15 protein-coding genes and 1 pseudogene are annotated in these 26,898 nt (G+C 65.0%); 13 read left to right on the top strand and 3 right to left on the bottom strand.

Annotated elements, in window-relative coordinates:
* Nucleotides 1-96: 96 nt before the first annotated feature.
* On the bottom strand, nt 97-2,040 hold the full coding sequence (locus tag J6525_RS10060) for a PrkA family serine protein kinase (protein ID WP_038382967.1): 1,944 nt from the start codon (nt 2,038-2,040) through the stop codon (nt 97-99).
* A 496-nt stretch (nt 2,041-2,536) separates the two neighbouring features.
* Between J6525_RS10060 and J6525_RS10055 the strand changes: the two genes are divergently transcribed.
* From J6525_RS10055 to J6525_RS10020, 8 genes and pseudogenes are all read left to right on the top strand, one after another.
* Nucleotides 2,537-3,154 carry a hypothetical protein gene (locus J6525_RS10055; protein ID WP_092085785.1) on the top strand — a complete coding sequence of 206 codons (618 nt, stop codon included), beginning with the start codon at nt 2,537-2,539 and terminating at the stop codon, nt 3,152-3,154.
* A gap of 54 nt (nt 3,155-3,208) precedes the next feature.
* A pseudogene (locus J6525_RS10050) lies at nt 3,209-3,677 on the top strand (DsrE family protein).
* Between the two features lie 217 nt (nt 3,678-3,894).
* Nucleotides 3,895-6,741 (top strand): bifunctional transaldolase/phosoglucose isomerase, encoded by a 2,847-nt coding sequence (locus J6525_RS10045; RefSeq protein ID WP_225644039.1) that lies wholly within the window; start codon nt 3,895-3,897, stop codon nt 6,739-6,741.
* Nucleotides 6,742-6,753: 12 nt separating this feature from the next.
* A complete protein-coding gene (gene gnd / locus J6525_RS10040; protein WP_225644037.1) occupies nt 6,754-7,737 on the top strand; it encodes a phosphogluconate dehydrogenase (NAD(+)-dependent, decarboxylating) in 984 nt (327 codons plus the stop codon).
* Nucleotides 7,738-7,756: 19 nt separating this feature from the next.
* Complete coding sequence (gene zwf, locus J6525_RS10035; protein WP_225644036.1) at nt 7,757-9,250, top strand: glucose-6-phosphate dehydrogenase; 1,494 nt, start codon at nt 7,757-7,759, stop codon at nt 9,248-9,250.
* A 1-nt stretch (nt 9,251) separates the two neighbouring features.
* A complete protein-coding gene (gene pgl / locus J6525_RS10030; RefSeq protein WP_225644034.1) occupies nt 9,252-10,004 on the top strand; it encodes a 6-phosphogluconolactonase in 753 nt (250 codons plus the stop codon).
* A 28-nt stretch (nt 10,005-10,032) separates the two neighbouring features.
* Complete coding sequence (locus tag J6525_RS10025; RefSeq protein ID WP_249795983.1) at nt 10,033-10,521, top strand: gluconokinase; 489 nt, start codon at nt 10,033-10,035, stop codon at nt 10,519-10,521.
* Nucleotides 10,518-11,321 (top strand): Cof-type HAD-IIB family hydrolase, encoded by an 804-nt coding sequence (locus J6525_RS10020; protein WP_225644030.1) that lies wholly within the window; start codon nt 10,518-10,520, stop codon nt 11,319-11,321. The genes J6525_RS10025 and J6525_RS10020 overlap by 4 nt, the downstream gene beginning before the upstream one ends.
* Before the next feature lie 361 nt (nt 11,322-11,682).
* On the opposite strand, the gene J6525_RS10015 is transcribed toward J6525_RS10020, so the two are convergent.
* Both J6525_RS10015 and malQ read right to left on the bottom strand, forming a co-directional pair.
* A complete protein-coding gene (locus J6525_RS10015) occupies nt 11,683-13,491 on the bottom strand; it encodes a glycoside hydrolase family 15 protein (RefSeq protein WP_225644028.1) in 1,809 nt (602 codons plus the stop codon).
* Nucleotides 13,492-13,506: 15 nt separating this feature from the next.
* Nucleotides 13,507-15,459 (bottom strand): 4-alpha-glucanotransferase, encoded by a 1,953-nt coding sequence (malQ, locus tag J6525_RS10010; protein ID WP_225644026.1) that lies wholly within the window; start codon nt 15,457-15,459, stop codon nt 13,507-13,509.
* A gap of 203 nt (nt 15,460-15,662) precedes the next feature.
* Between malQ and J6525_RS10005 the strand changes: the two genes are divergently transcribed.
* The 5 genes from J6525_RS10005 to treZ are packed head-to-tail and all read left to right on the top strand — an operon-like array spanning nt 15,663 to nt 26,896.
* Nucleotides 15,663-17,612 (top strand): alpha-1,4-glucan--maltose-1-phosphate maltosyltransferase, encoded by a 1,950-nt coding sequence (locus J6525_RS10005; RefSeq protein ID WP_225644024.1) that lies wholly within the window; start codon nt 15,663-15,665, stop codon nt 17,610-17,612.
* Between the two features lie 10 nt (nt 17,613-17,622).
* Nucleotides 17,623-20,928, top strand: a complete 3,306-nt coding sequence (treS, locus tag J6525_RS10000) for a maltose alpha-D-glucosyltransferase (RefSeq protein WP_225644022.1) — start codon at nt 17,623-17,625, stop codon at nt 20,926-20,928.
* Entirely contained in the window at nt 20,925-23,072 is a 2,148-nt protein-coding gene (glgB, locus tag J6525_RS09995) for a 1,4-alpha-glucan branching protein GlgB (protein WP_225644020.1), read from the top strand. Before treS ends, glgB begins: the two co-directional genes overlap by 4 nt.
* A gap of 3 nt (nt 23,073-23,075) precedes the next feature.
* Nucleotides 23,076-25,148, top strand: coding sequence for a glycogen debranching protein GlgX (gene glgX, locus J6525_RS09990; RefSeq protein WP_225644018.1), 2,073 nt, complete (start codon nt 23,076-23,078; stop codon nt 25,146-25,148).
* Complete coding sequence (gene treZ / locus J6525_RS09985; RefSeq protein WP_225644016.1) at nt 25,145-26,896, top strand: malto-oligosyltrehalose trehalohydrolase; 1,752 nt, start codon at nt 25,145-25,147, stop codon at nt 26,894-26,896. Before glgX ends, treZ begins: the two co-directional genes overlap by 4 nt.
* Nucleotides 26,897-26,898: the final 2 nt, after the last annotated feature.

Here is a 26,898-nt window from a genome sequence, read left to right as displayed (position 1 = left end):
TCTGCCTCACCGGATGCGATCATGACAGTCGCATCGCATTTTATTGGACAGGACGAGACGAAACGGAAAGCCGGTGCCGGCTTCCCGGATCGCGCATTAGCCGGCCTGCTTCACCCGCATGTACCACTCGACGAGCCGGCGGACCTGGCGCTCGGTATAGCCGCGCTCCACCATCCGCTCGACGAACTCGCCGTGCTTCTTCTCGGTCTCGCCGTCCTTCTTGGAGCCGAACGAGATGACCGGAAGCAGATCCTCGACCTGTGAGAATATCCGCTTCTCGATCACGTCGCGAACCTTTTCGTAGGAGGTCCAGCTCGGGTTCTTGCCGCCATTGTGCGCCCGCGAGCGCAGCGAGAACTTGACGACCTCGTTGCGGAAGTCCTTCGGGTTGGCGATGCCGGCCGGCTTCTCGATCTTGGTCAGCTCCTGGTTCAGGAGCTCGCGGTTCATCAGCTGGCCGGTGTCGGGATCCTTGAAGTCCTGATCTTCGATCCAGGCGTCGGCGTAGTCGACATAGCGGTCGAACAGGTTCTGACCGTAGTCGGCGTAGGATTCCAGATAGGCCTTCTGGATCTCGTTGCCGATGAACTCGGCATAACGCGGCGCGAGGTCGGCCTTGATGAATTCGAGATAGCGCTTCTCGGTCTCGTCAGGCAGCTGTTCGCGGCGGATCGCCTGCTCCAGCACATACATCAGGTGCACCGCATCGGCGCCGACTTCGGTGGTGTCATGGTTGAAGGTCGAGGCGAGCACCTTGAAGGCAAAGCGGGTGGAGACGCCGTCCATGCCCTCGTCGACGCCGGCCGCGTCCTTGTACTCCTGAACGCTGCGCGCCTTCGGATCGGATTCCTTGAGGCTCTCGCCGTCATAGACCCGCATCTTGCCAAACAGCGTCGAGTTCTCGTGCTTGCGCAGCCGCGACATCACCGAGAAGCGCGCCATCGTCTCCAGCGTCGCCGGAGCGCAAGGTGCTGCGGCAAGCTCGGAGCCCTGGATCAGCTTCTCGTAGATCTTCTGCTCCTCGGTGACCCGCAGGACGTACGGGACCTTGATGACGCAGATGCGGTCGATGAAGGCCTCGTTGTTCTTGTTGGTCTTGAAGCTCTGCCACTCGGCTTCGTTCGAGTGCGCGAGGATAATGCCGGTGAACGGAATCGCGCCGATGTTCTCGGTGCCGATGTAGTTACCCTCCTGCGTCGCGGTCAGCAGCGGGTGCAGCATCTTGATCGGTGCCTTGAACATTTCGACGAACTCGAGCACGCCCTGGTTGGCGCGGTTGAGGCCGCCGGAATAGCTGTAGGCGTCGGGATCGTTCTGGGCGTAGGTCTCGAGCTTGCGGATGTCGACCTTGCCGACCAGCGAGGAGATGTCCTGGTTGTTCTCGTCACCGGGCTCGGTCTTGGCAACCGCGATCTGGCGCAGCCTTGAAGGCTGGATGCGCGCGACGCGGAATTGCGAGATGTCGCCACCGAAGGCTTCGAGCCGCTTATAGGCCCAGGGCGACATCAGCCCGCTCAGCCGGCGGCGCGGAATGCCGTACTTCTCCTCGATCATCGGGCCAAGCGTCTCGGGATCAAACAGCCCAAGCGGGCTCTCGAACACCGGCGACAGCTCGTCGCCCGCCTTCAGCACGTAGATCGGATGAATCTCCATCAGCGCCTTGATGCGCTCGGCGAGCGATGACTTGCCGCCGCCGACCGGCCCGAGCAGATAGAGGATCTGCTTGCGCTCTTCGAGGCCCTGCGCGGCGTGACGGAAGAAGCCGACGAGGCGCTCGATCGTGTCCTCCATTCCGTAGAAGCCGGCGAAGGCCGGATACGACCTGATCGTACGGTTCAAAAAGATACGGCCAAGGCGTGGGTCCTTGGCCGTGTCGATCATCTGGGGCTCACCGATTGCCGCCAATAACCGCTCGGCCGCATTTGCATATCGCATCGGATCACTTCGACACGACTCCAAATACTCGGCCATCGACATGTCGGTCTGGCTTCGCGCTTCAAACGACCTTGCGAAGGCGTTGAACAAAGAATCGTTGTACATGATCCCTCTCTCCACGATATGTATCGCCGCACGACTGACACGAGTCGTAACAAGAGCGTCCTAGGATCGAATCAGCGTCGGCACGCTGGGTCCATTGGACACTCGACCGACTCAGTTCGGCAATGCACGGCGCGTGCAGCCTCTGCCTTATCAACAGGCAGGAAGCTTAATGGTTCATCAATATCCCCTTGTTTTTGGTGGCTGTAACCCCCTCGCCACATCCGTGGTTTACCGGGGCCCAGGCCTCCGAAGCGGACATCCGAGCGGGCAACTTCCCGTCCGGCGATGGACGTTGGGCTTCCCTGAAAAAGTGTGACCGTTCAGCCGTGGCGTCAAGATGCACGCGTCATAGACTCTCATGAACAAACGTTCAGCCGCCGTTGAACGTGCCTCCTTGTCGCCGCGACTAAGGCAACGAGCCCGCGCAGTTCCGCGCGGCACCATTGCCGCGCTCTAAGATGACACCTTGGAGGCGCTGGCTATTCCCGAGCCGGTCATGAAGCAGGCGCTCCTTGTTGTCGCACTCGCAGCCGCCGCCTGGACCGGCGCGCCGTTAGCCGTTCAGGCGCAGGAAGGCGTCGACAAGGCCGCGGCGGCCGCCTTCGACAACAGGATGTTCGCGGGCCCGCCCGGCGCGAAAGCCTATGCCTGCTTCGTGCGGCGCTACGATGCAAATCATCTGGCGCAGCATCCGAAGCAGAAGGTCAGCGCGATGAAGCTGCTGGTGTCAGCGGAAGACGCTCCGGAGGACAAGGCCACCAACTATTCATTCCGGCTCGGCGTCGCGTATCGCCACCGCCCTGGCAATTTCGACTCCAGCGGCTACTGCAATCATGCCATCGCGGCCGAATCCGGCCACGAAATACGCTTCGAATGCGGCGTGGATTGCGAGGGCGGCGGTATCACCGTGGCGTTGTCCAAGGACAATAAATCCGCGATTGCGCGCCTTGGCCGCATCATGGTGTGGAATCGCAACAAGCCCGACGACGATGCGGGCGAAGCGCTGTTCGCCGGCGCCGACGACAAGATCTTTCGCGTCGATCGCGCGGACTTGGGCGAATGCGCCGAACTTGTGACCGACCGCAAGGAACTCGCCGCGCTCCGCCACAAATGATAGGTTTGCCCAAAGGGACAACACTGGATCAACAATAATTGCGCGAGAGACGCCATGCGCCGACGCAGCATCCTCTGGGGCACGCTTTCAGCGATCGGCGCCGTCTTGGCAGCGTCCCGGGCCGGCGCCGCCACCGAAGCACCGCCGCAAAAGCTGAAAGTGGTCTATCACCTCGATGACCTCGACAAGGTCAATTTCGTGATCGGCAACATCCAGAACCATCTCGACGGCGTCGGCGGCCCCGGCAATGTGACGATTGCGCTGGTGGTACACGGCCGGGCGCTGAAGGCGTTTCATGCAGCAGCCGCCAATCCCGAGCTGTCAAAACGTGTCGCGCGGTTCACCAAGGATGGGATCGAGTTCGCCGCCTGCGGCAACACCATGAAATCGCAGAACATCGGCCTCGAAATCGCAGAACATCGGCCTCGCCGACTTGCTCCCCGGCTTCGTTGCCGCCGAGCGCGGCGGGGTGGTCCGCCTCGCCGAGCTGCAATCCCAGGGTTACCTCTACCTGCGCCCCTGACGCGCGGTCCTGCGCCGCAACGCGTCATAAAAATGTGCTGAGATGGGGGTCTGCTCCCACCTGCGTCCGAGCGGATCGAACTGTTGTGAATGGCGTTATCCCTTGGAAATGCTGATATTCCGCCCGGGGCTCCCGCCATGTTGACAATCCCCCTCCGCCCCCGAAAGCTGCCCGGGAACCCAAAAATCGACCCTCGATCGAACGAGAACAGGCACCCATGAACCCCGTCAAAGCACTCGAAAATCACCGCCAGGCCGTCTGGCTGGACTTCCTCGCCCGCGGCTTCGTCGCCGACGGCGACCTGAAGCGGCTGATCGAGACCGACGGCGTCAAAGGCGTGACGTCCAACCCCTCGATCTTCGAGAAGGCGATCGGCAGCTCGGACGAATATGACGGGGCGATCGGCAAGGCCCTCAAGAACGGCGACCGCTCGGTCGCCGACCTGTTCGAGCACCTCGCGGTCGAGGACATCCAGCACGCCGCCGACGTGCTGCGCCCGGTCTACGACCAGAGCCACGGCGGCGACGGCTTCGTCAGCCTCGAGGTGTCGCCCTATCTCGCGATGGACACCAAGGGCACGATCGCGGAAGCCGAACGGCTCTGGAAGGACGTCCACCGCAAGAACCTGATGGTCAAGGTACCGGCGACGCCCGAGGGCCTGCCGGCGATCGAGTACCTGATCGGCGAAGGCATCAGCATCAACATCACGCTGCTGTTCTCGCAGAAGGTCTATCGCCAGGTCGCCGAGGCCTATCTCAAGGGCCTGGAGAAATACGTCGGCAAGGGCGGCGATCCCTCCCATGTCGCGAGCGTCGCGAGCTTCTTCGTCAGCCGCATCGACACCTCCGTCGACAAGCAGCTCGACGAGAAGATCGCCAAGGCCAACGATCCGCACGAAAAGGAGCGGCTCGCGGCCCTGAAGGGCAAGGTCGCGATCGCCAATGCCAAGCTCGCCTATCAGGACTACAAGCGGCTGTTCGCGGGCAACCGCTGGGACAAGCTGGCGGCCAAGGGCGCCAAGCCGCAGCGGCTGTTGTGGGCTTCGACCGGCACCAAGAACAAGGACTACAGCGACGTACTCTATGTCGAGGAGCTGATCGGCCCCGACACCGTCAACACCGTGCCGCCGGCGACGCTCGATGCCTTCCGCGACCACGGCAAGGTCCGCGACAGCCTCGAGGAGAATGTCGAGGATGCCCGCCATGTGCTGGAGGAGCTGGAGAAGTCCGGCATCTCGCTCGATGCGATCACCGATGAGCTGGTCAGGGACGGCGTCAAGCTGTTCGCCGACGCGGCCGACAAGCTCTACGGCGCGGTCGCCCACAAGCGCGCCACCTCGCTCGGCGGCGGCATCGACCGCCAGAAGCTCGCGCTCGGCGCCACCATCGAGAAGGCGGTCGAGAAGAGCACCGAGGAATGGCGCGCCTCCGCCCGGATCCGAAGGCTCTGGCACAAGGACAAATCGGTCTGGACCGGCGACGACGAGGACAAATGGCTGGGCTGGCTCACCAGCGCGGCCACCGCGAACGTCGCCGACTATGAGGACTTCGCCCAGCGCGTGAAGGGGCAGAACTTCACCGATGCCGTCGTGCTCGGCATGGGCGGGTCGAGCCTCGGGCCGGAGGTCCTGGCCCAGACCTTCCCGCACCGGTCCGGTTTCCCGCGGCTGCACGTGCTCGATTCCACCGATCCGGCCCAGGTGCGCGCGATGGAGGAGTATGTCGACATCGCAAGGACGCTGTTCATCGTCTCCTCCAAATCCGGCGGCACCACCGAGCCGAACGTGATGAAGGACTATTTCTTCGATCGGGTGGCGAAGGCGATCGGCAAGGACAAGGCCGGCCACCGCTTCATCGCGGTGACCGATCCGGGCTCGTCGCTGCAGAAGGTCGCGATCAAGCAGGGCTTTGCCCGGATCTTCTACGGCGACCCTGCGATCGGCGGCCGCTATTCGGTGCTGTCGCAGTTCGGTCTGGTGCCGGCGGCCGCTGCCGGCATCGACGTCCGCAGCCTGCTCGGCCATACGCTCGCCATGGTGCGCTCCTGCGGTGCCGACGTGCCGCCGCAGGAGAACCCGGGCGTACAGCTCGGGCTCGCGATGGGCATCGCCGGGCTCGAAGGCCGCGACAAGGTGACGATCTTCGCGTCGCCGGACGTTGCCGATTTCGGCGCCTGGGCCGAGCAGCTGATCGCGGAATCGACCGGCAAGGACGGCAAGGGCCTGATCCCGATCGAGGGCGAGACGATTGGCGACGCCGCGGTCTACGGCAACGACCGGTTCTTCATCGATCTGCGCACCGATGGCGAGAACGACGCCGCGCATCAGGCCAAACTCGCGGCGCTCGAGGCCGCCGGCCATCCCGTGATTCGGATCGTGATGAAGTCGATCGACCATATCGGCCAGGAGTTCTTCCGCTTCGAGATCGCGACCGCGGTCGCCGGCTCGATCCTCGGCATCAACCCGTTCAACCAGCCCGACGTCGAAGCCGCCAAGATCAAGACCCGCGAACTGACGGCAGCGTTCGAGAAGACCGGGTCGCTGCCGGCCGAACAGCCGGTGGTGTCGGCGGACGGGGTTGATCTCTACACCGACGCGCAGAACGCCGAGGAGCTGCGCAAGGCCGGTGCGAACGGCGATCTTAACTCCTGGATCAAGGCGCACCTCTCGCGCTCCGGCCGCGGCGACTATGTCGCCCTGCTCGCCTATATCGAGCGCGACGGCGACACCATCGACGCCATGCAGGCGATGCGGCTGAAGGTACGCGACGCAAGACACCTTGCGACCTGTGCCGAGTTCGGTCCGCGCTTCCTGCATTCGACCGGACAGGCCTACAAGGGCGGGCCCGACAGCGGCGTGTTCCTGCAGGTCACGACCGACGATACAGCGGACCTGCCGGTGCCCGGCCAGAAGGCGAGCTTCGGCGTGATCAAGGCGGCGCAGGCGCGCGGCGATTTCGACGTGCTCACCGAGCGCGGCCGGCGGGCGCTGCGCGTGCATCTCAAGGGCGATCTCAGCTCCGGGCTCGCGGCGCTCGATGCCGCGATCTCGGCTGCACTGAACTGACGGAGGCGAGGGATGCAACTCGGCATGATCGGCCTCGGACGGATGGGCGGCAACATCGTCCGCCGCCTGATGACCCAGGGCCATACCACCGTGGTCTACGACAAGGATCCAAAGGCCGTCACGGCCCTCGTCGCCGACAATGCGACCGGGTCCTCGTCGCTGGAGGATTTCGTCCTCAAGCTGGAGGCGCCGCGCACCGCCTGGGTGATGCTGCCGGCCGGCAAGATCACCGAAGCCACCATCGAGGCGCTGTCGAAGCTGATGCAGCCAGGCGACGTCATCATCGATGGCGGCAACACCTTCTGGCAGGACGACGTCCGCCGCGGCAAGGCGCTCAGGGAGCGCGGGCTGCATTACGTCGATGTCGGCACCAGCGGCGGCATCTGGGGCATCGAGCGCGGCTACTGCATGATGATCGGCGGCGACAAGAAGGTGGTCGACCGGCTCGACCCGATCTTCAAGACGCTGGCGCCCGGCATCGGCGACATTCCGCGCACCTCCGGCCGCGAGGGCCGCGATCCGCGCATCGAGCAAGGCTACATCCACGCCGGTCCGATCGGCGCAGGGCATTTCGTCAAGATGATCCATAACGGCATCGAATACGGCCTCATGCAGGCCTATGCCGAAGGCTTCGACATCCTGAAGAACGCCAATATCGAGGCGCTGCCGCCGGAGCATCGCTTCGACCTCGACATCGCCGACATCGCGGAAGTCTGGCGGCGCGGCAGCGTGATCCCGTCCTGGCTGCTCGACCTCACCGCATCGGCACTGGCGCAGAACCACACGCTCGACAACTATTCCGGCTTTGTCGAGGATTCCGGCGAAGGCCGCTGGACCGTCAATGCCGCGGTCGACGAAGCCGTGCCGGCCGAGGTGCTCACGGCCGCACTCTACACGCGCTTCCGCTCGCGCAAGGATCACACCTTCGCGGAGAAGATCCTCTCGGCGATGCGCGCAGGTTTCGGCGGCCACAAGGAGCCGCCGAAAAAAACCTAATAAAACCGCGGAAGGTCACGTGCAGAAGAAACCCGATCCTTGCTCCTTCATCATCTTCGGCGCCACCGGTGATCTGACGCACCGGCTGGTCATCCCGGCACTCTACAATCTCGCCGCCGGCAATCTGCTGCCGGACAAATTCTGCGTCGTCGGCATCGCCCGTAAGGGCATGTCGAGCGACCAGATGAAGGACAGCCTGATGCAAGGGCTGCGCAAATTCGCGACCCGGCCGCTCGATGAGGCGGTCGTCACGCGGCTGTTCGAATGCGTCACCTCGATCGAGGCCGATCCGAGCGATCCGCCCTCCTTCGACGCCATGAACGAACGGCTCGACAAGCTCGAGACGGCGCGCGGCACCGGAGGCAACCGGCTGTTCTATCTCGCGACCCCGCCGCGAGCGTTCCTGCCGATCAGCCAGCAGCTCGGGCGCACCGGCATGCTGGAGGAGAACGGCGCCTGGCGCCGGCTGATCGTGGAGAAGCCGTTCGGCACCGATCTGGCATCGGCCAAGGCGCTGAATTCAGCGCTGCTGAAGCTGATGGACGAGCACCAGATCTACCGGATCGATCACTATCTCGGCAAGGAAACCGTCCAGAACATCCTGGTGCTGCGCTTCGCCAACGGCATGTTCGAGCCGATCTGGAACCGCAACCACATCGACCACATCCAGATCACCGTGGACGAGAAGCTCGGCGTCGGTCATCGCGGCAGCTTCTACGACGCCACCGGCGCACTGCGCGACATGGTGCCGAACCATCTGTTCCAGCTGCTGTCGCTGGTGACGATGGAGCCGCCGGCGCGGTTCGACGCCCACGCGGTGCGCTCCGAAAAGGCCGAGGTGCTGAGCGCGATCCAGACCCAGAGCGAACAGGAGGCGCTGCACAATTCGGTGCGCGGCCAGTATCGCGCCGGCCGGATCGGCGACACCGAGATCGAGGACTTTCTCAAGACGCCCGACGTCAGGCCCGACAGCTCGACCGAGACCTATGCCGCGCTGAAGCTGACCATCGACAATTGGCGCTGGGCCGGCGTGCCGTTCTACCTGCGCACCGGCAAGGCGCTGACCACCAAGCGCACCGAGATCGCGATCAAGTTCAAGCAGGCGCCGTTCGCTATGTTCCGCGACACGTCGGTCGATCGCCTGTCGCAGAACTACCTCGTCATCTCCACTGAGCCGACCGAGGGCATCGAGCTGCAGTTCAACACCAAGGTACCCGGCCCGACCATCAACATCGACGGCGTCGAGATGAAGTTCCGCTACAAGGATTACTTCAAGGCCGAGCCGTCGACCGGCTACGAGACGCTGATCTATGACTGCATGATCGGCGACAATCTGCTGTTCCAGCGCGCCGACAGCGTCGAGGCCGGATGGCAGGCGGTGCAGCCCTTCATCGACGCCTGGAAGAGCGCCGGCGGCCGTGGCCTGCAACCCTACAAGGCCGGCAGCGAAGGCCCGGAGGCCGCCAATGCGCTGCTGACGCGCGACGGCCGCAGCTGGCGGAAGCTGGGCTGACATGACCGCGACCGGCAAGCGCCAGATCATCACGGTCGCCGATCCGGCGGCACTGGCGCAGGCGGCCGCCGAGCGGGTGATCGCCAGGATCGAGCAGAACAGCGGCCGGATCGCCGTGTGCCTCACCGGCGGCTCCAGCCCCAAGGCGCTCTACCAGCTGCTGGCGACGCCCGACTATCGCGCGAGGATTCCGTGGGACCGCGTCGACTGGTTCATCGGCGACGAGCGACTGGTGCCGCGCAAGGACAAGCTGCACAACATGAGCATGGCGCGCCAGGCCTTCCTCGACCGCTGTGCACCGGCCGCGAATGTCCATCCGATCGCGACCGACACCGCCGATCTCAGGGATCCCGACGTCAGCGCGGCGCTATACGAGAACGAGCTGATGGCATTCTACGGCGCCGAACAGCTCGATCCGAAGCGGCCGCTGTTCGACCTGGTGCTGATGGGCATCGGCCCCGACGGCCATACCGCGTCGCTGTTTCCGGGTTATCCCGCGGTCGAGGAAACGCAGCGCTGGGTGGTCGGCGTGCCGAAGGCCAATGTCGAGCCGTTCGTACCGCGCGTGTCGCTGACCCTGCCCGCCCTCGCCTCCTGCCGCGAGATGCTGTTCGAGGTGGCGGGCGAGAACAAGCGCGCGATCTTGACGCGCCTGTTCGCAGGCGAGAACCTGCCGGCAAACCGCGCGCGATCGCTGGGCGAGACCGTCTGGCTGATCGATCAGGCCGCGCTGCCGGAGGACTTTCGTGGGTGACGGACAAAACCCCTGCGCATTGGTCGTGATGGGCGTGTCGGGTTCGGGCAAGAGCACCATCGCCGACCGCCTGGCGATCAGGATCGGCTGGCGCTTCGAGGACGGCGACAGTTTTCATCCGCCAAGCAATGTCGCCAAGATGCATTCCGGCCAGCCGCTCACCGACGAGGATCGCTGGCCCTGGCTGCGCGCGATCGCCGACGAGATCGACCGCACCTGCGGCGTCCGCGAACGCGCCGTCATCGCCTGCTCCGCGCTGAAGCGCGCCTATCGCGACATCCTGGTGCATGGCCGCGACGATATCCGCATCGTCTTCCTCGACGGCTCGCAGGAGCTGATCGCCACGCGGCTCGGCGCGCGCAAGGGCCATTTCATGCCGCCGCGGCTGCTCGCCAGCCAGTTCAAGACGCTGGAGCCGCCCACCCCCGAAGAACGCCCGATCACGGTTGCGATCGACCGTCCGGTCGAAACCATCGTCGAAGACATCGTCAATCAACTGAAGCTGGACCGCACATGACCCGCATCGCCCTTGTCGTATCCGATGTCGACGGCACGCTGCTCACCAAGGACAAGACCTTGACCGACGGCGCCAGGGCGGCAGTGCGCAGGCTGCACGAGGCCGGCATCGGCTTCACCATCGTCTCCAGCCGGCCGACGATCGGGATGGGCTTTCTGGTTGCGCCGCTTGCGATCACACAGCCGATCGGCGCCTTCAACGGCTCTTCGATCGTCGATCCGCAGCTCAAGCCCCTCGAGCAGCATTTGATCCCGGCCGCGGTCGCAAAACGCTGCATCGACATGCTGCGCGAGCGCGACGTCGATATCTGGCTGTTTACCAACGATCGCTGGCTGACGCGCAACCCTGACGGCGAGTACACCGCCCACGAGCAGCACACGATCAAGCATGATCCGACCATCGTCGGCGATTTCACGCCCTATCTCGATCAGGCCTGCAAGATCGTCGGCGCGAGCTCGGATGCGGCCCTGCTGCAACGCTGCGAGGCGGAGATGCAGCAGATGGTCGGCCGCGATGCCACCGCGGTCCGCTCGCAGACCTACTATCTCGACGTCACCCCGCCCGGCCACGACAAGGGCACCTTCGTCGAGGGCATCGCAAAGCGCCTTGGCGTGCCGCTGGAGAACGTCGCCACGATCGGCGACATGCAGAACGATCTGCCGATGTTCGCGCGAAGCGGCGTCTCCTTCGCGATGGGCAATGCCAGCGATGACGTGAAGGCGCGCGCCACGCATGTCACCGAATCCAACGAGCACGACGGTTTCGCACGCGCGATGGACACGGTGTTGCAGCTTCGCTGAAGCATTCGGACGATCGCCCCACGCGTGATCGAGCGCGGGCCGCAGCGTGATCGCCGTTACAGTCCGCTACATCGCAATCGAGTCAAATTGATCATGTGATCGCGTCACGCTGATCACGCAGCCATTTGTCACGGCGAGATCTGTCACCCGACCAATCCGCGGTTCCTGAGGCGGGCCGATCACACTCGCACGATTTCGGAATATTGGAAATATATTCCTGATTTGCCCGACGTGTCAAGTTGCCCGGTCGAGTGCCGGCAGCTGCCGGCTCCTTTGCATGGGGTTGTTTTCGATATTTTGGCAGCGCGGACCTGCGGCAGTCCCGCAAGCGGAAGACGGAGGGCGGCATCGCCGCGGTGGTTTAAGTCGAACGCTGCACCGCGGGCTTCTCGGCGTCGGCCCTGGCGGCGCTGAGATTGTGCGCGGTGTTGATCAACGCGATATGGGTCAGCGCCTGCGGGAAGTTGCCGGTCTGCCGGCCGGCGCCGGAGTCAAACTCCTCCGCCAGCAATCCGAGATCGTTGGCGACCGCCACCACGCGGTCGAACATGGTCTGCGCCTTGTCGACATCTCCTGCCAGCACATGAGCGTCGGCAAGCCACAGGCTGCAGGCCAGGAACGCGCCCTCGATCGGCTGGACTTCATCGAACACCTCGCGCGGATCGTGCCGCAGCACGAACCCGTCTCGCATCATGTGCCGCTCGACCGCGTCGATTGTTCCGCGGATGCGCGGATCGCCCGACGGCAGGAAGCCGACCGACGGCAGCAGCAGCAGGCTGGCGTCGAGCAACTGTGAGCCATAGCTCTCGACGAAACTGTTGAGGCCGGGATCGAAGCCGCGTTGGCAGACGTCGCGATGAATGGCCTCGCGCAGCACCCGCCATTTGACCAGCGGCCCCTTGAAGCCGAACCGCTCCGCGCTCTTGATGGCGCGGTCGAAGGCGACCCAGCACATCACCTTGGAGAACACGTAGTGTCTGGGAGTGCCGCGGCGTTCCCAGATGCCGTGATCCGGCTGATCCCAGACATCGGCGAGATGGGTGACGACGGTGCACTCGAGCGACCAGTTCTCTTCGTCGAGCTTCAGCTTGGCCATGCGGGACTGATGGAAGGCGTCGATCAGCTCGCCATAGACGTCGAGCTGAAGTTGCGCGTGCGCGGCATTGCCGGCGCGTACCGGCTGCGCCCCTTCATAGCCGGACAGCCACCCTGCCTCCCATTCCAAGAGGCGCCGCTGGCCCAGGATGCCGTACATGATCTGCATATTGGCCGGCGCGCCGGCGGCGGCCCGCAGCAGCCAGTTGTGCCAGGCTGCCGCTTCCTCGGTGTAGCCGGAGTTCATCAGGGCCAGCAGCGTAAAGGTGGCGTCGCGCAGCCAGCAGAACCGGTAGTCCCAATTGCGCGCGCCGCCGAGCTTTTCCGGCAACGACGTGGTGGGTGCCGCGACGATGCCGCCGGTCGGCCTGAAGGTCAGCGCCTTCAGCGTGATCAGCGAGCGCATCACGAGGGCGCGTTGATAGCTGCCGTCATAGGTCGAACGGCTGCACCATTCCCGCCAGTATTCCTCGGTGTCCTTCAGCGCAGCCTCAGGGTCGATCGCCTCCGGCACCGGATGATAGGACGGTCCATAGGTCAGGACGAACGGCACGGTGTCGCCTTCGCCGACCTCGAAATCGGCGATCGTGGTCAGATCCTTGCCGCGGGTTTCAACCGGTGTGCGCAGCACGGTCATATCCTGCCCGCTGATCGCCAGAAGCCCGTCGCCATCCGGATTCTTCCGCACCCAGGGGACATCGACGCCGAAGCCGAAGCGGATCACCAGCTCCATGCGCATCTTGACGCGGCCGCTGACGCCGCGAACGAGGCGGACCACATCGGAGGCGTTGCCGCGCGGCGGCATGAAGTCGATCAGCGCGACCGCGCCGCCTTCGGCCTCGAACCGGGTCTCCAGGATCAGCGTATCGTCCCAGTAGCGCCGCGAGGTCTGCTTGATCTCCCCTGTGGGCGCCAGCAGCCAGCGACCGTTCCTCGACGTGCCAAGCAGCGCCGCGAAGCAGGGGTCAGAATCGAACGCGGGCCAACACAGCCAGTCGATCGAGCCGTCGCGTCCAACCAGCGCGGCGGTCTCGCAATCTCCGATCAGTCCATAGTCTTCGATACGAGAGGCCACGCGCTACGCTCCGCGTTACCCGGTGTGCGAGCGCTCGCGGGTCGCGCGCTTGAGCGCGTCGACGTTGATCGCCGACGCGAGATGCTCGATCGAGACCGGGAGCCGCCGCTTCCAGTTCGGATGCTCGTAGACGGTGCCGGGGATGTTCGGCTGCTCGACAATGCCGAGCAGGTCCTCCATCGATACCGCCATCATCCGCGACCGCGTCCGCGCCAGGAAGCTCGCCACCGAATAGAAATCGTTCGCGTGGATATCGTGCCGGCGCAGCACGTCGTCGAGCTGGCCGAGCGCGTGCCAGCGCCCCTCGTCGGTCTCGCCGGGATCGATCCCGAGCGCACGCTTGGTCTTGAGGTCGCTGAACGAGCGCCAGCCCGCATAGGTCGAGAGGTCGTGGGTGTTGAAGGTCACCAGCGCATCCGGCAAATAGTAGTCGGCGTTGCGGAAGACGCCCCGGTCGTCGGTCTCGAACATCATCACAAGATAGGACCAGATGCCCCAGCCGTTCATCTGCTCGCGGAACCCGGGAGGTACGGTGCCGAGGTCCTCGCCTATCACGACGCAGCGGCTCGCCACGCTCTCCTGCGCGGTCGCCGCTAGCAGCGCCTCGAACGGCATCAGCACATAGGCGCCATTGGCCGGGCCGAAGCCGCGCGGCACCAGATAGAGCCGCTTCAGCCCGAACGCGTGGTCGAGCCTGATTGCGCCGGCGTGGTGCATCGAGGCGCGCAGCATCTGCCTGAACGGCTCGAACGAGCGCTGTTCAAGGCCCGCGGCGTTGAAGCCGGCAAGCCCCCAGTCCTGGCCCGCCGTGTTGAGCGGGTCAGGCGGCGCGCCGACGCCGAGATGGCGCGAGATCGCGATCTGCTCATTCCAGGCGTCGAACCCGTCCGACTGCACGCCGACGGCGACGTCGAGATAAAGCCCGACCCGCATGCCGAGCCTGTGCGCAAGCGCCTGGCAGGCGCCGAGTTGACGGTCTGCGGTCCATTGCACGAATTCGACGAACTCGACCTCGGCGGCAGAGTCGCGCGAGCGGCGCAATTTGGCACAAGCTGCATCGCTCGGCTGCCGCCATTCGTCCGGCCATTCCCACCACGGCGTGTTGAATTTGTGCCGCATCACCTCGAAGCAGGCGAAGCGCGACAGCAGCGTGCCCTGCTCGTTGCGATAGGCCTCGAAATCCTGCCAGCGGCCGAGGCCCGGGTTGGACTTGAAGGCCGCGAACGCCGCGCGCAACGCGGGCCATTTCTGCGCCGCGACGCCGACATAGTCGACCATGTCGTCGCTGCGGAGCGCTGCCAGCGCGGTCTTGGTCTCGGCATCGACGCGGAATTCGGGAATCTGCTCGACGTCGATGTAGAGCGCATTGAGGAACAACCGGCTATTCGGCGAGTACGGGCTGCAATCGCCGGGCCGATCGTCGAACAGCGCATGCAGCGGATTGAGCCCGACGCCGTCGGCGCCGAGCCGGTTTGCGAATTCGAGCAGGTGCTGCAGGTCGGTGAAGTCGCCGATGCCCCAATTGCGCGCTGACCGCACGCCGTAGAGTTGCACCGCGATCACCCAGCAGCGGTCGAACTCGCCGCCGAAGGCGCCGTGCGGCGCCACCAGCAGTGGCAGCTCCTCGCTGGCGCCCGATGCGTCCGACAGTTGCAGCCGATGCACGCCTTCGGGCAGACCGGACGGCCACGTCACACTGCGCTCACGCGCCTCGCCCTGCGCGAGCACCCCGGTGCCATTCGCAAGCTTCCATTGCACCGGAAGCCGGGCAGCCTCCGAGAACTGCGTTTGCGCAGCCTGGCCGCCTCTGACCACCACGGGATCGGCGATGATCCGACGGGGCGCCTGCGGCGGCAGCGCGTCGAGGATCGCCGTGAGCGCCTCGGGGGTTGTCACACGGCGGTGACCGCTGCCATCGATATACTCGGTCTGGATTCCCAGGGTCTGGGCTTTGGCGTAAAGGTCCATTCGGCACGCTGCCTGCTCGCAACGGTTGGTGGATCGTTGCTAAATTGTACAGATACGGGAAAGGGATAGTTGATGTTCAACGCTCTACCCTATCCGGCGTTCCCACCGGGAACCATTGTCCGGCGAGCGGCTTTCTATATGGGTCTGGCGCGCCTCCTTCCCGGCGCCGGGACGTCATTTGCATTTTTAATGGCGGCATCACCGTGAACAAAACCCTCCGGCCTGTCGAGAGTGCCCATGGCACTTTTCATATCACCGATGTCTATCCGTCGGTTGATGGCGGCCGCTTTCCGGTCAAGCGCATTGTGGGCGAACCTGTCGAGGTGTGGGCCGACATCTACCGTGCCGGACATGACGTGATATCGGCGGCATTGGTGTGGCGGCGCGAGGGCGACAGCGAATGGCAGGTCGCGCCGATGACGGCGCACAGCGATGACCGCTGGGGCGGCGCTTTCGTGCCCGACCGGCCCGGCCGCTACGGCTTCGCGATCGAGGCCTGGACCGATGAATTCGCCAGCTGGCGGCATCGCTTCGAGCAGAAGCCGCGCGACGGCAGCGATCAGACGCTGGACGCGCTCGAAGGCGCGGGCATGCTGACCCAGGCGCAGGCCGGCAGCCCGTCGGCGGCGGCCGTCATCATCAGGCAGTGCGAAATCTTTCTGCAGACCGGCGAACCAGGTGCGCTGCTCGCGCCCGAATTGCGGGAGGCGATGGCCGGCAGCCAGTTTCGCCGCGATCTGATGCGATCGCAGCTCTACCCGCTGACCGCGGATCGCCCGCGGGCGCGCAGCGGCGCATGGTACCAGATGTTTCCGCGCAGCCAGGGCAAGACACCGGGCATGCATGCAACCTTCAACGACTGCATCGCGCGGCTTCCCGACATCGCCGCGATGGGCTTTGACGTCGTCCTGCTCGCGCCGATCCATCCGATCGGCCGGCAGCACCGCAAGGGCCGCAACAATGCCGCGATCGCGCAGGCGGGCGATCCCGGCAGCCCTTATGCGATCGGCGCAGCCGAGGGCGGCCACGACGCCGTGCATCCGGAACTCGGCACGCTCGACGACTTCAGCGCCTTCGTGGCGGCATGCCAGGCGCATGGCCTCGAGGTCGCGCTCGATTTCGCCGTGCAGTGCTCCCCCGATCATCCCTGGCTGACCGAGCATCCAGAGTGGTTCAAGCGGCGCCCGGACGGATCGATGCGCACGGCCGAGCATCCACCGCAGCGCTGGGAGGATGTCGTCAATCCGGATTTCGGGTCCGAAGACGCCGGCGCCCTGTGGCGCGCGCTGCGCGACGTCGTGCTGTTCTGGGTCGAACAGGGCGTCAGGATCTTCCGGGTCGACAATCCGCACACCAAGCCGCTGGCGTTCTGGGAGTGGCTGATCCGCGAGGTGCGGGACCGCGACGCGGACGTGCTGTTCCTCGCGGAAGCCTTCGCGCGCCCGAAACTGATGAAGGGCCTCGCCAAGCTCGGCTTCACGCAGTCCTACAGCTATTTCACCTGGCGGACGCAGCGCTTTGAGCTCGAACAATATCTCGGCGAGTTGACCTCCTATCCCGAGCGTGACTTCTTTCGGCCGAATTTCTTCGTCAACACACCGGACGTCCTGCCCTTCCACCTGCAAAGCGGCGAATCCTGGATGTTCAAGTCGCGTCTCGCGCTGGCCGCGACGCTTTCAAGCAGCTATGGCATCTACAGCGGCTTCGAATTGCTCGAGCACACGCCGGTCCCTGGCCGCGAGGAATATCTCAACTCCGAGAAGTACGAGATCAGGGTTCGCAACTGGGAGCAGCCGGGGAACATCAAGCCCTATATCGCAGCTCTCAACCGGATCAGACGCGGCAATCCGGCCCTGCAACAATTCGCCAATTTGCGCTTTATCAGTGTCGATGACGGCGGTGTGATCGGTTTCATCAAGGAGGCGGTCGATCAGAGCAATGTGATCGCGGCCGCGATTGCATTGTCAGCCGAGCTGCGTGAGGTCTGGCTGCCGCTCGGCGACGTCATGGTCGGCCGTGGCGATGCCCGCCGGCCCGTCTCGGCAGTGGAAGACCTTGTCACCGGCGAGCGCCACGCGCTCGAATGGGGAGGCATCCGTCTACGTATAGATCCTGCGCGCGATCCCGCGTTGCTGCTGCGCTGTGTCGCTTGAAGGAGCCGTCATGAACGTATTCTCCTCCGTCAATACCCAGGAGAAGGTCGCAACCGAGACTGCGGACCAGCTGTGGTACAAGGACGCGATCATTTACCAGCTGCATGTCAAGGCATTTGCCGACAGCAACAATGACGGCATCGGCGACTTCGCGGGGCTGACGGAGAAACTCGGCTATCTGCAGGAGCTCGGCGTCACCGCGCTGTGGCTGTTGCCGTTCTATCCCTCGCCCGGCCGCGACGACGGTTACGACATCGGCGACTATGGCGACATCAATCCCGATTTCGGGACGATGAAGGACTTCAAGCGCTTCATCCAGGAGGCCAAGAAGCGCGGCCTGCGCGTCATCACCGAGCTGGTCGTCAATCACACCTCGGACCAGCATGCGTGGTTCAAGCGCGCGCGCCGCAGCCCGCCGAATTCGAGCGCGCGCAGCTGGTACGTCTGGAGCGACACCGACCAGAAATACCTCGATACAAGGATCATCTTCACGGATACGGAGAAGTCGAACTGGACCTGGGATCCGGAGGCCGGTCAGTTCTACTGGCACCGCTTCTTCTCGCACCAGCCGGACCTGAATTTCGATAATCCGCGCGTGGTGCGCGCCATCGTGCAGGTGATGAAGCGCTGGCTCGACACCGGCGTCGACGGCTTCCGGCTCGACGCCATTCCCTATCTGTGCGAGCGCGACGGCACCAACAACGAGAACCTGCCGGAGACGCATGCCATCATCAAGCGGCTGCGCCAGGAGCTCGACGCCTATGCCAAGGGCAAGATCCTGCTGGCCGAAGCCAATCAATGGCCGGAGGACGTGCAGGAATATTTCGGTCATGGCGACGAATGCCACATGGCCTATCACTTCCCGCTGATGCCGCGCATCTACATGGCGATCGCCCAGGAAGACCGCTTTCCGATCACCGACATCCTGCGGCAGACGCCCGACATTCCCGCCGCTGCGCAGTGGGCGCTGTTCCTGCGCAATCACGACGAGCTGACGCTGGAAATGGTCACCGACGTCGAGCGCGACTATCTGTGGTCGACCTACGCCAACGATCCGCGCGCCCGCATCAATGTCGGCATCCGCCGCCGCCTTGCGCCGCTGATGGACAACGACCGACGCAAGATCGAGCTGATGAACTCGCTGCTGCTGTCGTTCCCGGGCACGCCGATCATCTATTACGGCGACGAGATCGGCATGGGCGACAACATCTATCTCGGCGACCGCAACGGCGTGCGGACGCCAATGCAGTGGTCGCCGGACCGCAACGGCGGCTTCTCGCGCGCCGACCCGGCGCGGCTCTACGCGCCGATGATCATGGACCCGGTCTACGGCTATGAATCCGTCAATGTCGAGGCGCAGTCGCGCAGCCTATCGTCGCTGCTGTCGGCGACCAAGCGGCTGATCGCGGTACGCAAGTCGACGCTTGCCTTCGGGCGCGGCACCATGACCTTCATCCGCCCGGAGAACCGCTCGGTGCTGGCCTATGTGCGCCAGTACCAGGGTGAGGCGATCCTGTGCGTCGCCAATCTGTCGCGGTCGGCGCAGGCCACCGAGCTCGACCTCTCCGCCTTCAAGGACCGCATTCCGCTCGAGATGCTCGGGCGCACGCGCTTTCCCGCGATCGGCGAGCTGCCCTACATGATCACGCTCGCGCCGTACGGCTTCTACTGGTTCCAGATGCAGGAGCGCGACAAGTCCGAGCCGGTAACGCCGCGCGCGGTCCCGGAATTCGAGACGCTGGTGGTGCCGCTGAATTCGACCTGGATGTCACTGGCGCGCACCCGCGGCGTGTTCGAGCACGACGTGCTGCCCGGCCATCTCGCCCGTACGCGCTGGTATCCGGAGCGCTCGGCGAGCGCGATCCAGCCGATGCTGGTCTCCGCGATCCCGTTCTGCGACATCGGCGACAACCGGCCGTGGCTCGCCTTCTTCGAGACCACGCAGCGCGGCACCACCAGCCGCTATGTGCTGCCGATGCAGATCGAGTGGGTGCGCTTCGACCGCGAGCGCTACAATCCGCGCGCATTCGCCGCCGTACGCCAGGGCGCGCGCGAGGGCACCTTGCTCGATGTCGCCACCGACCAGATCTTCACCGGCCTGTTCCTGCGCAACTTGCGGGAAAACCTCACGGTCGACGAAGGTGAGCAGGGCCTCAAGCTCGAATTCCGGCCGACCAGCCGCTTCTCCGACCGGCCGGTGCGGCAGCCCGAGCGCATCCGGGTCTTCGAGAACGACCAGCCGCATTCGACCGCGCTGGTCGACAACGAATATGTCACCAAGATCTACCGCAAGCTCGAGGTCGGCATCAATCCGGAGATCGAGATGGGCCGCTTCCTCACCGAAGTGGTCAACTTTCCGAACACCCCTGCCTTGCTCGGCACCGCCGAGCTGATCGAGGGCGACAAGCGCAGCGCCATCGCCGTCCTGCATGCGATGGTCGTCAACCAGGGCGACCTCTGGACCATCGCAGGCGCACACCTCGACCGCCTGGTCGAACGGCAGCGCCTGCTCACAGTGAGCGAGCACCCCGTGGAGAACGGCGACCAGGCCACCTATCTGCGCCACATGTCGCATAGCGGAAAGCGGCTCGCCGAGCTGCATCTGGCGCTCGCCAGCAACCGCGACCTGCCGGACTTCGCGCCCGAGCAGACCAAGCCCGACGACCTGCAGCGCTGGGCCGACGAGATCATGGCGCGGGCCGAGCGCGTGTTCGATACGCTGAAGCAGCGGCGCGGCTCCCTGAAGGAGGCCGACCGGCTGCTGGCCGATCAGTTGCAGGCCCAGCACGACACGCTGCCGGAGCGGCTCAAGGCACTCCTGCCGCGCGAAACCGACGGCTTCAACATCCGCCATCACGGCGACCTGCATCTCGGTCAGTTGCTGGTGGTCAAGGACGACGTCTTCATCATCGATTTCGACGGCGGACCGGGCCGCACCATCGCCGAGCGGCGGCGCAAGGCACCGCCGGCGCGCGACGTCGCCGGCCTGATCCGTTCGATCGACTATGCGGCGACCGCCGCGCTGGAACGCACGCTCAAGGTCTCCCCCGACGAGAGCGGCCGGTTGAGCCTCGCCTTGGCCGACTGGCGCGACCAGGCCGCGGATACCCTGCTGGCGGCCTATCGCGAGACGGTGGCAGGCCAGCGGATGTGGCCCGCCGACGCCAAGACGGCCGATCGCCTGCTCAATTTTTTCCTGCTTGAGAAAGCCTTCTATGAGATCGAGTATGAGCTGGCCAACCGGCCGGATTGGCTGCGGGTGCCGCTCACCGGCCTGCTGAGGATCCTGGCGCAACAGCCGCATGAGGTTGCATGAGCAAACTGCCCGCCGAGGCCTATGCCATCATCGAGGGCCGCCACTCCGACCCCTTCCACTATCTCGGGCTTCACCCCGAGGGGGATCGCAACGTCGTGCGCGCCTTCCTGCCCGATGCCAGCAATGTCGAGGCGATCGGCGAGCATGGCGAGACCGCACAGCTGGCGCGGATCCATGACGCCGGCCTGTTCGCAGGCCCCCTGCCGAACGGCTCGACGCGCTACCAGCTCCGCGCCCGCTTCGGTGACAACGTCGTCGAGCTGGAGGATGCGTATCGCTTTCCGCCGATCCTGAGCGATTTCGATCTCTATCTGCTCGGCGAAGGCACGCATCAGCGCGTCTACGATACGCTCGGCGCGCATCCGATGACGCTCGACGGCGTCGACGGCATCGGCTTCGTGGTGCTGGCGCCGAATGCGCGCCGGGTCAGCGTGGTCGGCGACTTCAACTTCTGGGATGGCCGCCGCCACCCGATGCGCGTGCGCGGCCCGGGCTACTGGGAGCTGTTCATCCCGCGCGCGCGGGTCGGCGATCACTACAAGTTCGAGATCATCGGGCGCAACGGCCAGCATCTGCCGCTGAAGTCCGATCCCCTGGCGTTCGCCGCCGAGGTGCGCCCGAAGACCGCCTCGATCGTGATCGACGAGCGCAGGATCCCGCATCCGCGCCCGGCGCCGGATCGCGTCAACGCGCTGAGCTCGCCGATGTCGATCTACGAGGTCCATCTCGGGTCGTGGCGGCGCAAGGGCCGCAATGAGTGGCTGACCTATCGCGAGATGGCGGAGCAGCTGCCGGCCTATGCCAGCGACATGGGCTTTACCCATGTCGAATTCCTGCCGATATCAGAGCATCCGTTCGACGGCTCCTGGGGCTACCAGCCGACGGGCATGTTCGCGCCGACCAGCCGCTTCGGCTCGCCGGACGATTTCGCCGCGCTGATCGACGCCTGCCACGGCGCAGGGCTCGCCGTGCTGCTCGACTGGGTGCCCGGGCATTTCCCCGACGATCCGCACGGGCTCGGCAATTTCGACGGCACCGCGCTCTACGAGCACGCCAATCCGCTGCAGGGCCGTCACCTCGATTGGGGTACGCTGATCTACAATTACGGGCGCACCGAGATCACCAACTTCCTGGTGTCGAACGCGCTGTTCTGGCTTGATCGCTACGGCATCGACGGGCTGCGCGTCGATGCCGTCGCCTCCATGCTCTATCTCGACTACAGCCGTCCCGCCGGCGGCTGGATCCCGAACAAATATGGCGGCCGGGAAAACATCGAGGCGATCGACTTCCTGCGCCGCTTCAACACCGAATTGTTCGCGCATTTTCCGCAGGCGACGACGGCGGCGGAAGAATCCACCGCATGGCCGCAGGTGTCGCGCCCGGTCGAGTATGGCGGGCTCGGCTTCGGCTACAAGTGGAACATGGGCTGGATGCACGACACGCTGAAATATATCGGCAAGGACCCGATCCACCGCAAATACCATCACGGCGACATCCTGTTCGGCCTGCACTACGCCTTCTCGGAGAATTTCATCCTGCCGCTATCCCACGACGAGGTCGTGCACGGCAAGCGCTCGATCCTCGGCCGCATGCCCGGCGACGACTGGCAGCGCTTTGCCAATCTGCGCGCCTATTACAGCTTCATGTTCGGTCACCCCGGCAAGAAGCTGATGTTCATGGGCTGCGAGTTCGGCCAGGAACGCGAGTGGAATCACGACTATTCGATCGATTGGCATCTGCTGCAACAACCGAGGCACAGCGGCATCCAGAACCTCGTCCGCGACCTCAACCGGCTCTATCGCGCGCTGCCGGCGCTGCACGAGCTCGACTGCGACCAGGCCGGCTTCGAATGGGTCGTCACCGACGATGCCAACAACAATTTGTTCGCCTGGATCCGCAAGGGCAATGCTGAGCGCGCACGCTGCCTCGTGGTCGCGAATTTCTCACCCAACGTCTACCGCAACTATCGCGTCCCGGTGCCGTTCGCGGGCAAGTGGCACGAGGTGTTCAACTCGGATTCCGCGCATTACGGCGGCACCAATGTCGGCAATGTCGGCGAGGTGCGCGCATCGGAGGACGCCACGCCCGAACTGAGCCTGACCATTCCGCCGCTGGCTGCGATCTTCCTCGTACCGGAAAGCTGATTGATGCGACTGACCGGGGGTACGTCCGCACGGCTCGGTGCAAGCTGGGACGGCAGAGGCACCAATTTTGCGCTGTTCTCGGCGAATGCGGAGAAGGTGGAGCTGTGCCTGTTCGACGGCCAGGGCCGCCGCGAGCTCGAGCGGATCGAGATGCCGGAGCGCACCGAGGACGTCTGGCACTGCTATCTCAACGACGTCTCGCCGGGCCAGCTCTACGGCTATCGCGTCTACGGGCCTTACGCGCCGGAGCGCGGCCATCGCTTCAACGCCAACAAGCTGCTGCTCGACCCCTACGCCAAGCGGCTCGCCGGCCGGCTGGTATGGAGCGATGCGCATTTCGCCTACCGCACCGGCAGCGCGCGCGAAGACCTCTCGTTCGACCGGCGCGACAATGCCCGCGGCATGCCGAAGGCAGTCGTGGTCGACGAGACCTTCAACTGGGGACGCCGCGAGATCCGGCCGCAAATCCCCTGGGAAGACACCATCATCTATGAGGCCCACGTCAAGGGCCTGACGCAGAAGCGCGAGGACGTGCCACCGAACCTGCGCGGCACCTATGGCGGATTGTCGTCGCCGGCGATGATCGACCACCTCAAGCGGCTCGGCGTCACCACCATCGAGCTGTTGCCGATCCACGGCCTGATCGACGACCGTATCCTGGTCGAGAAGAAGCTGGCGAACTACTGGGGCTACAACACCATCGCCTTCTTCGCGCCGGAGGCACGCTACGCCCAGGACAACGCGCTCGATTCCTTCCGCACCACGGTAGCGCGGCTGCACGATGCCGGCATCGAGGTGCTGCTCGACGTCGTCTACAACCACACCGCCGAGGGCAACCATATGGGCCCGACGCTGTGCTTCCGCGGCATCGACAATGCCTCCTATTACTGGCTGAACCGCGAGAACCCACGCTTCTACGACGACTTCACCGGCTGCGGCAGCTCGGTCAACCTCACCCATCCGCGCGTGCTGCAGATGGTGATGGATTCGCTGCGCTACTGGGTCGAGGTCTGCCATGTCGACGGCTTCCGCTTCGATCTGGCTACCACGCTGGCGCGCGGGCCGAACGGGTTCGATCGCAACCACCCCTTCCTCACCGCGATCCGCCAGGACCCGGTACTGGCGACCGCCAAGATGGTCGCCGAGCCCTGGGACCTCGGTCTCGGCGGCTACCAGGTCGGTGCGTTTCCATCGCAATGGTCGGAATGGAATGACCGCTATCGCAGCGCGATGCGGCGCTACTGGAGCGGCGAAGGCAGCCTGATCGGCGACATCTCGGGCCGCATGACCGCATCCTCCGATCTGTTCCACCACGACAACCGTGCGACCCGCGCCAGCGTCAACCACATCACGGTGCATGACGGCTTCACGCTCGCCGATCTCTTCAGCTACAACGAGAAGCACAACGAGGCCAATGGCGAGGACAATCGCGACGGCTCAAACGACAATCATAGCAACAATTGCGGCCATGAGGGCCCGACCGACGATCCTGCCATCATCGCGCTGCGCCGCCAGCTGCGGAAGAATGCGCTGGCCTGTCTGCTGCTCGCACAGGGCACGCCTTTGATCCTCGCCGGCGACGAGGTCGCAAACACGCAAGGTGGCAACAACAACGCCTATTGCCAGGACAACGAGACCGGCTGGATCGGCTGGGAGAACCTCGGCACGGACGACGACGCCATCGATTTCATCGGCCACCTCACTGCGCTGCGCCAGCGCTTCGGCCAGATCCGCTGCCAGCGCTGGCTCGACGGCCGCCGCACCGACGGCAGCTACGGCGTGCTCTGGCTGACGCCCGCGGCGGAGGAGATGAAGGAATCCGACTGGAAATTCCCCGAGAGCCGATTCCTCGCCTATGTGCTGGGACCGATGGAACCAGGACAGGCGCCGATCTTTATCGTGCTCAATGCCGCACCGCAGGAAATCGTGTTCAGGATGCCGGGGATGACGGAATACAAGAGCTGGGGGCAGGTCTTGAACACGACCAAGGCCGAGCAAACGGCTGAGCAATTCGCATCCGGCGCCGATACCAAGGCACCGCCGCGCTCGGTGCTGGCATTTGCAGGCTCCACATGAATAGACAACATTTCGGCGCCGAGCTGACATCTGACGGCACGCGCTTCCGGCTCTGGGCGCCGGCGGCCAAGCGCGTCGACCTGCTGATCGACAAACCGCATCCGCTCACGCGCGATGCAGCCGGCTGGTACGTCGCCGAGATCCCGGGCGCGCGCGCCGGCACGCGTTACAAATTCCGCATCGATGACGAAGTCGATGTGCCGGATCCCGCCTCCGCATTCCAGCCGGACGACGTGTTCGGCCCGAGCGAGGTGATCGACCACGCCGCCTTCAAGTGGCGCGCGACGGACTGGCGCGGCCGTCCCTGGCATGAAGCCGTCGTCCTCGAGGCCCATGTCGGCACCTTCACCCGAGAGGGCACCTATCGCGCCATGATCGACAAGCTCGATCATCTCGTAGCGACCGGCATCACCGCGCTCGAGCTGATGCCGCTGGCGGATTTCGCCGGGAAGCGCAACTGGGGCTATGACGGCGTGCTGTGGTACGCGCCCGACAGCGCCTATGGCCGGCCCGAGGACCTGAAGACCCTGATCGACGAAGCGCATCTACGCGGGCTGATGGTGATGCTCGACGTGGTCTATAACCATTTCGGCCCCGAGGGGAATTATCTCGGCCGCTATGCGCCCTCCTTCTTCAGTGACGCGCACACGCCGTGGGGCAGCGCGATCGATTATCGCGTGCCCGAAGTGCGCGCGTTTGCGATCGGCAGCGTGGTGAGCTGGCTGCGCGACTATCGCTTCGACGGCCTGCGGTTCGATGCGGTCAACACCATCGTCGAAGCCGGCGAAGTCTCCGTGCTCCATGACTTCAGCAAGGCCGCCGGCAAGCTCGCCACCGAGACCGGTCGCTACATCAACCTCGTGCTCGAGAACGGCGACAACATTGCAAGCCTGCTCGATGCCACCGAGGATCCGCCGCACGGCAAATTCCGCGGCCAGTGGAACGACGACTATCATCACGCCTGGCACGTGCTGCTGACCGGCGAAACCCAGGGCTATTATGGCGACTACCGGGCGCCGAAGCAGGACCTCGCACGCGCGCTGTCGTCCGGCTACATCTACCAGGGCGAAGTCTCGGAGTTCTGGGGCGGCAAGGCCCGCGGCGAGCCGAGCGGCATGCTGTCGCCGACCTGCTTCATCAACTTCCTGCAGAACCACGACCAGATCGGCAACCGGCCGCTCGGCGATCGTCTCGTCAGCATTGCCCGGCCGGGGGCGGTCGCGGCGGCGCTGGCGGTGACGCTGATCGCGCCGACCACGCCGATGCTGTTCATGGGCGAGGAATGGGGCGCGACGACGCCCTTCCCGTTCTTCTGCGATTTCAAGGGCGACCTCGCCAATGCCGTCCGCGCCGGACGGCGCAAGGAGTTCGCCTGGGCCTATGCCAAATATGGCGACGACATTCCCGACCCGCTCGCCGACGAAACGGTGCGGTCGGCCGTGCTCGACTGGGCGGCGCTCGGCCATGATCCGGCGCGCGCGCGGCTTGCGCTGGTGCGCGACCTGCTCGCCGTTCGCCGGCAGGAGATCATGCCCCGGCTCAAAGGGTGCCGTTTCGGCGATGCCATCGTGGCTGGCGACCTGTTGACGGCGCATTGGCAGATGGGCGACGGCAGCACGCTGCGGCTGACCGCCAATTTGTCCGAGCGCGACATCCCCGATGGACCGGAGCCGAAGGGAACTGCGATCTGGGGCGGCGCGTTGTCGAGCGACCTCCCCGGCTGGGCGGTGCGCTGGCACATCGGATAGCA

Origin of the sequence: Bradyrhizobium australafricanum, assembly GCF_020329495.1 — a bacterium.
Classification (GTDB): Bacteria; Pseudomonadota; Alphaproteobacteria; order Rhizobiales; family Xanthobacteraceae; genus Bradyrhizobium; species Bradyrhizobium australafricanum.
The sequence above is the reverse complement of the archived record's forward strand: the minus strand, read 5'-3'. Positions and strand labels throughout refer to the sequence as shown.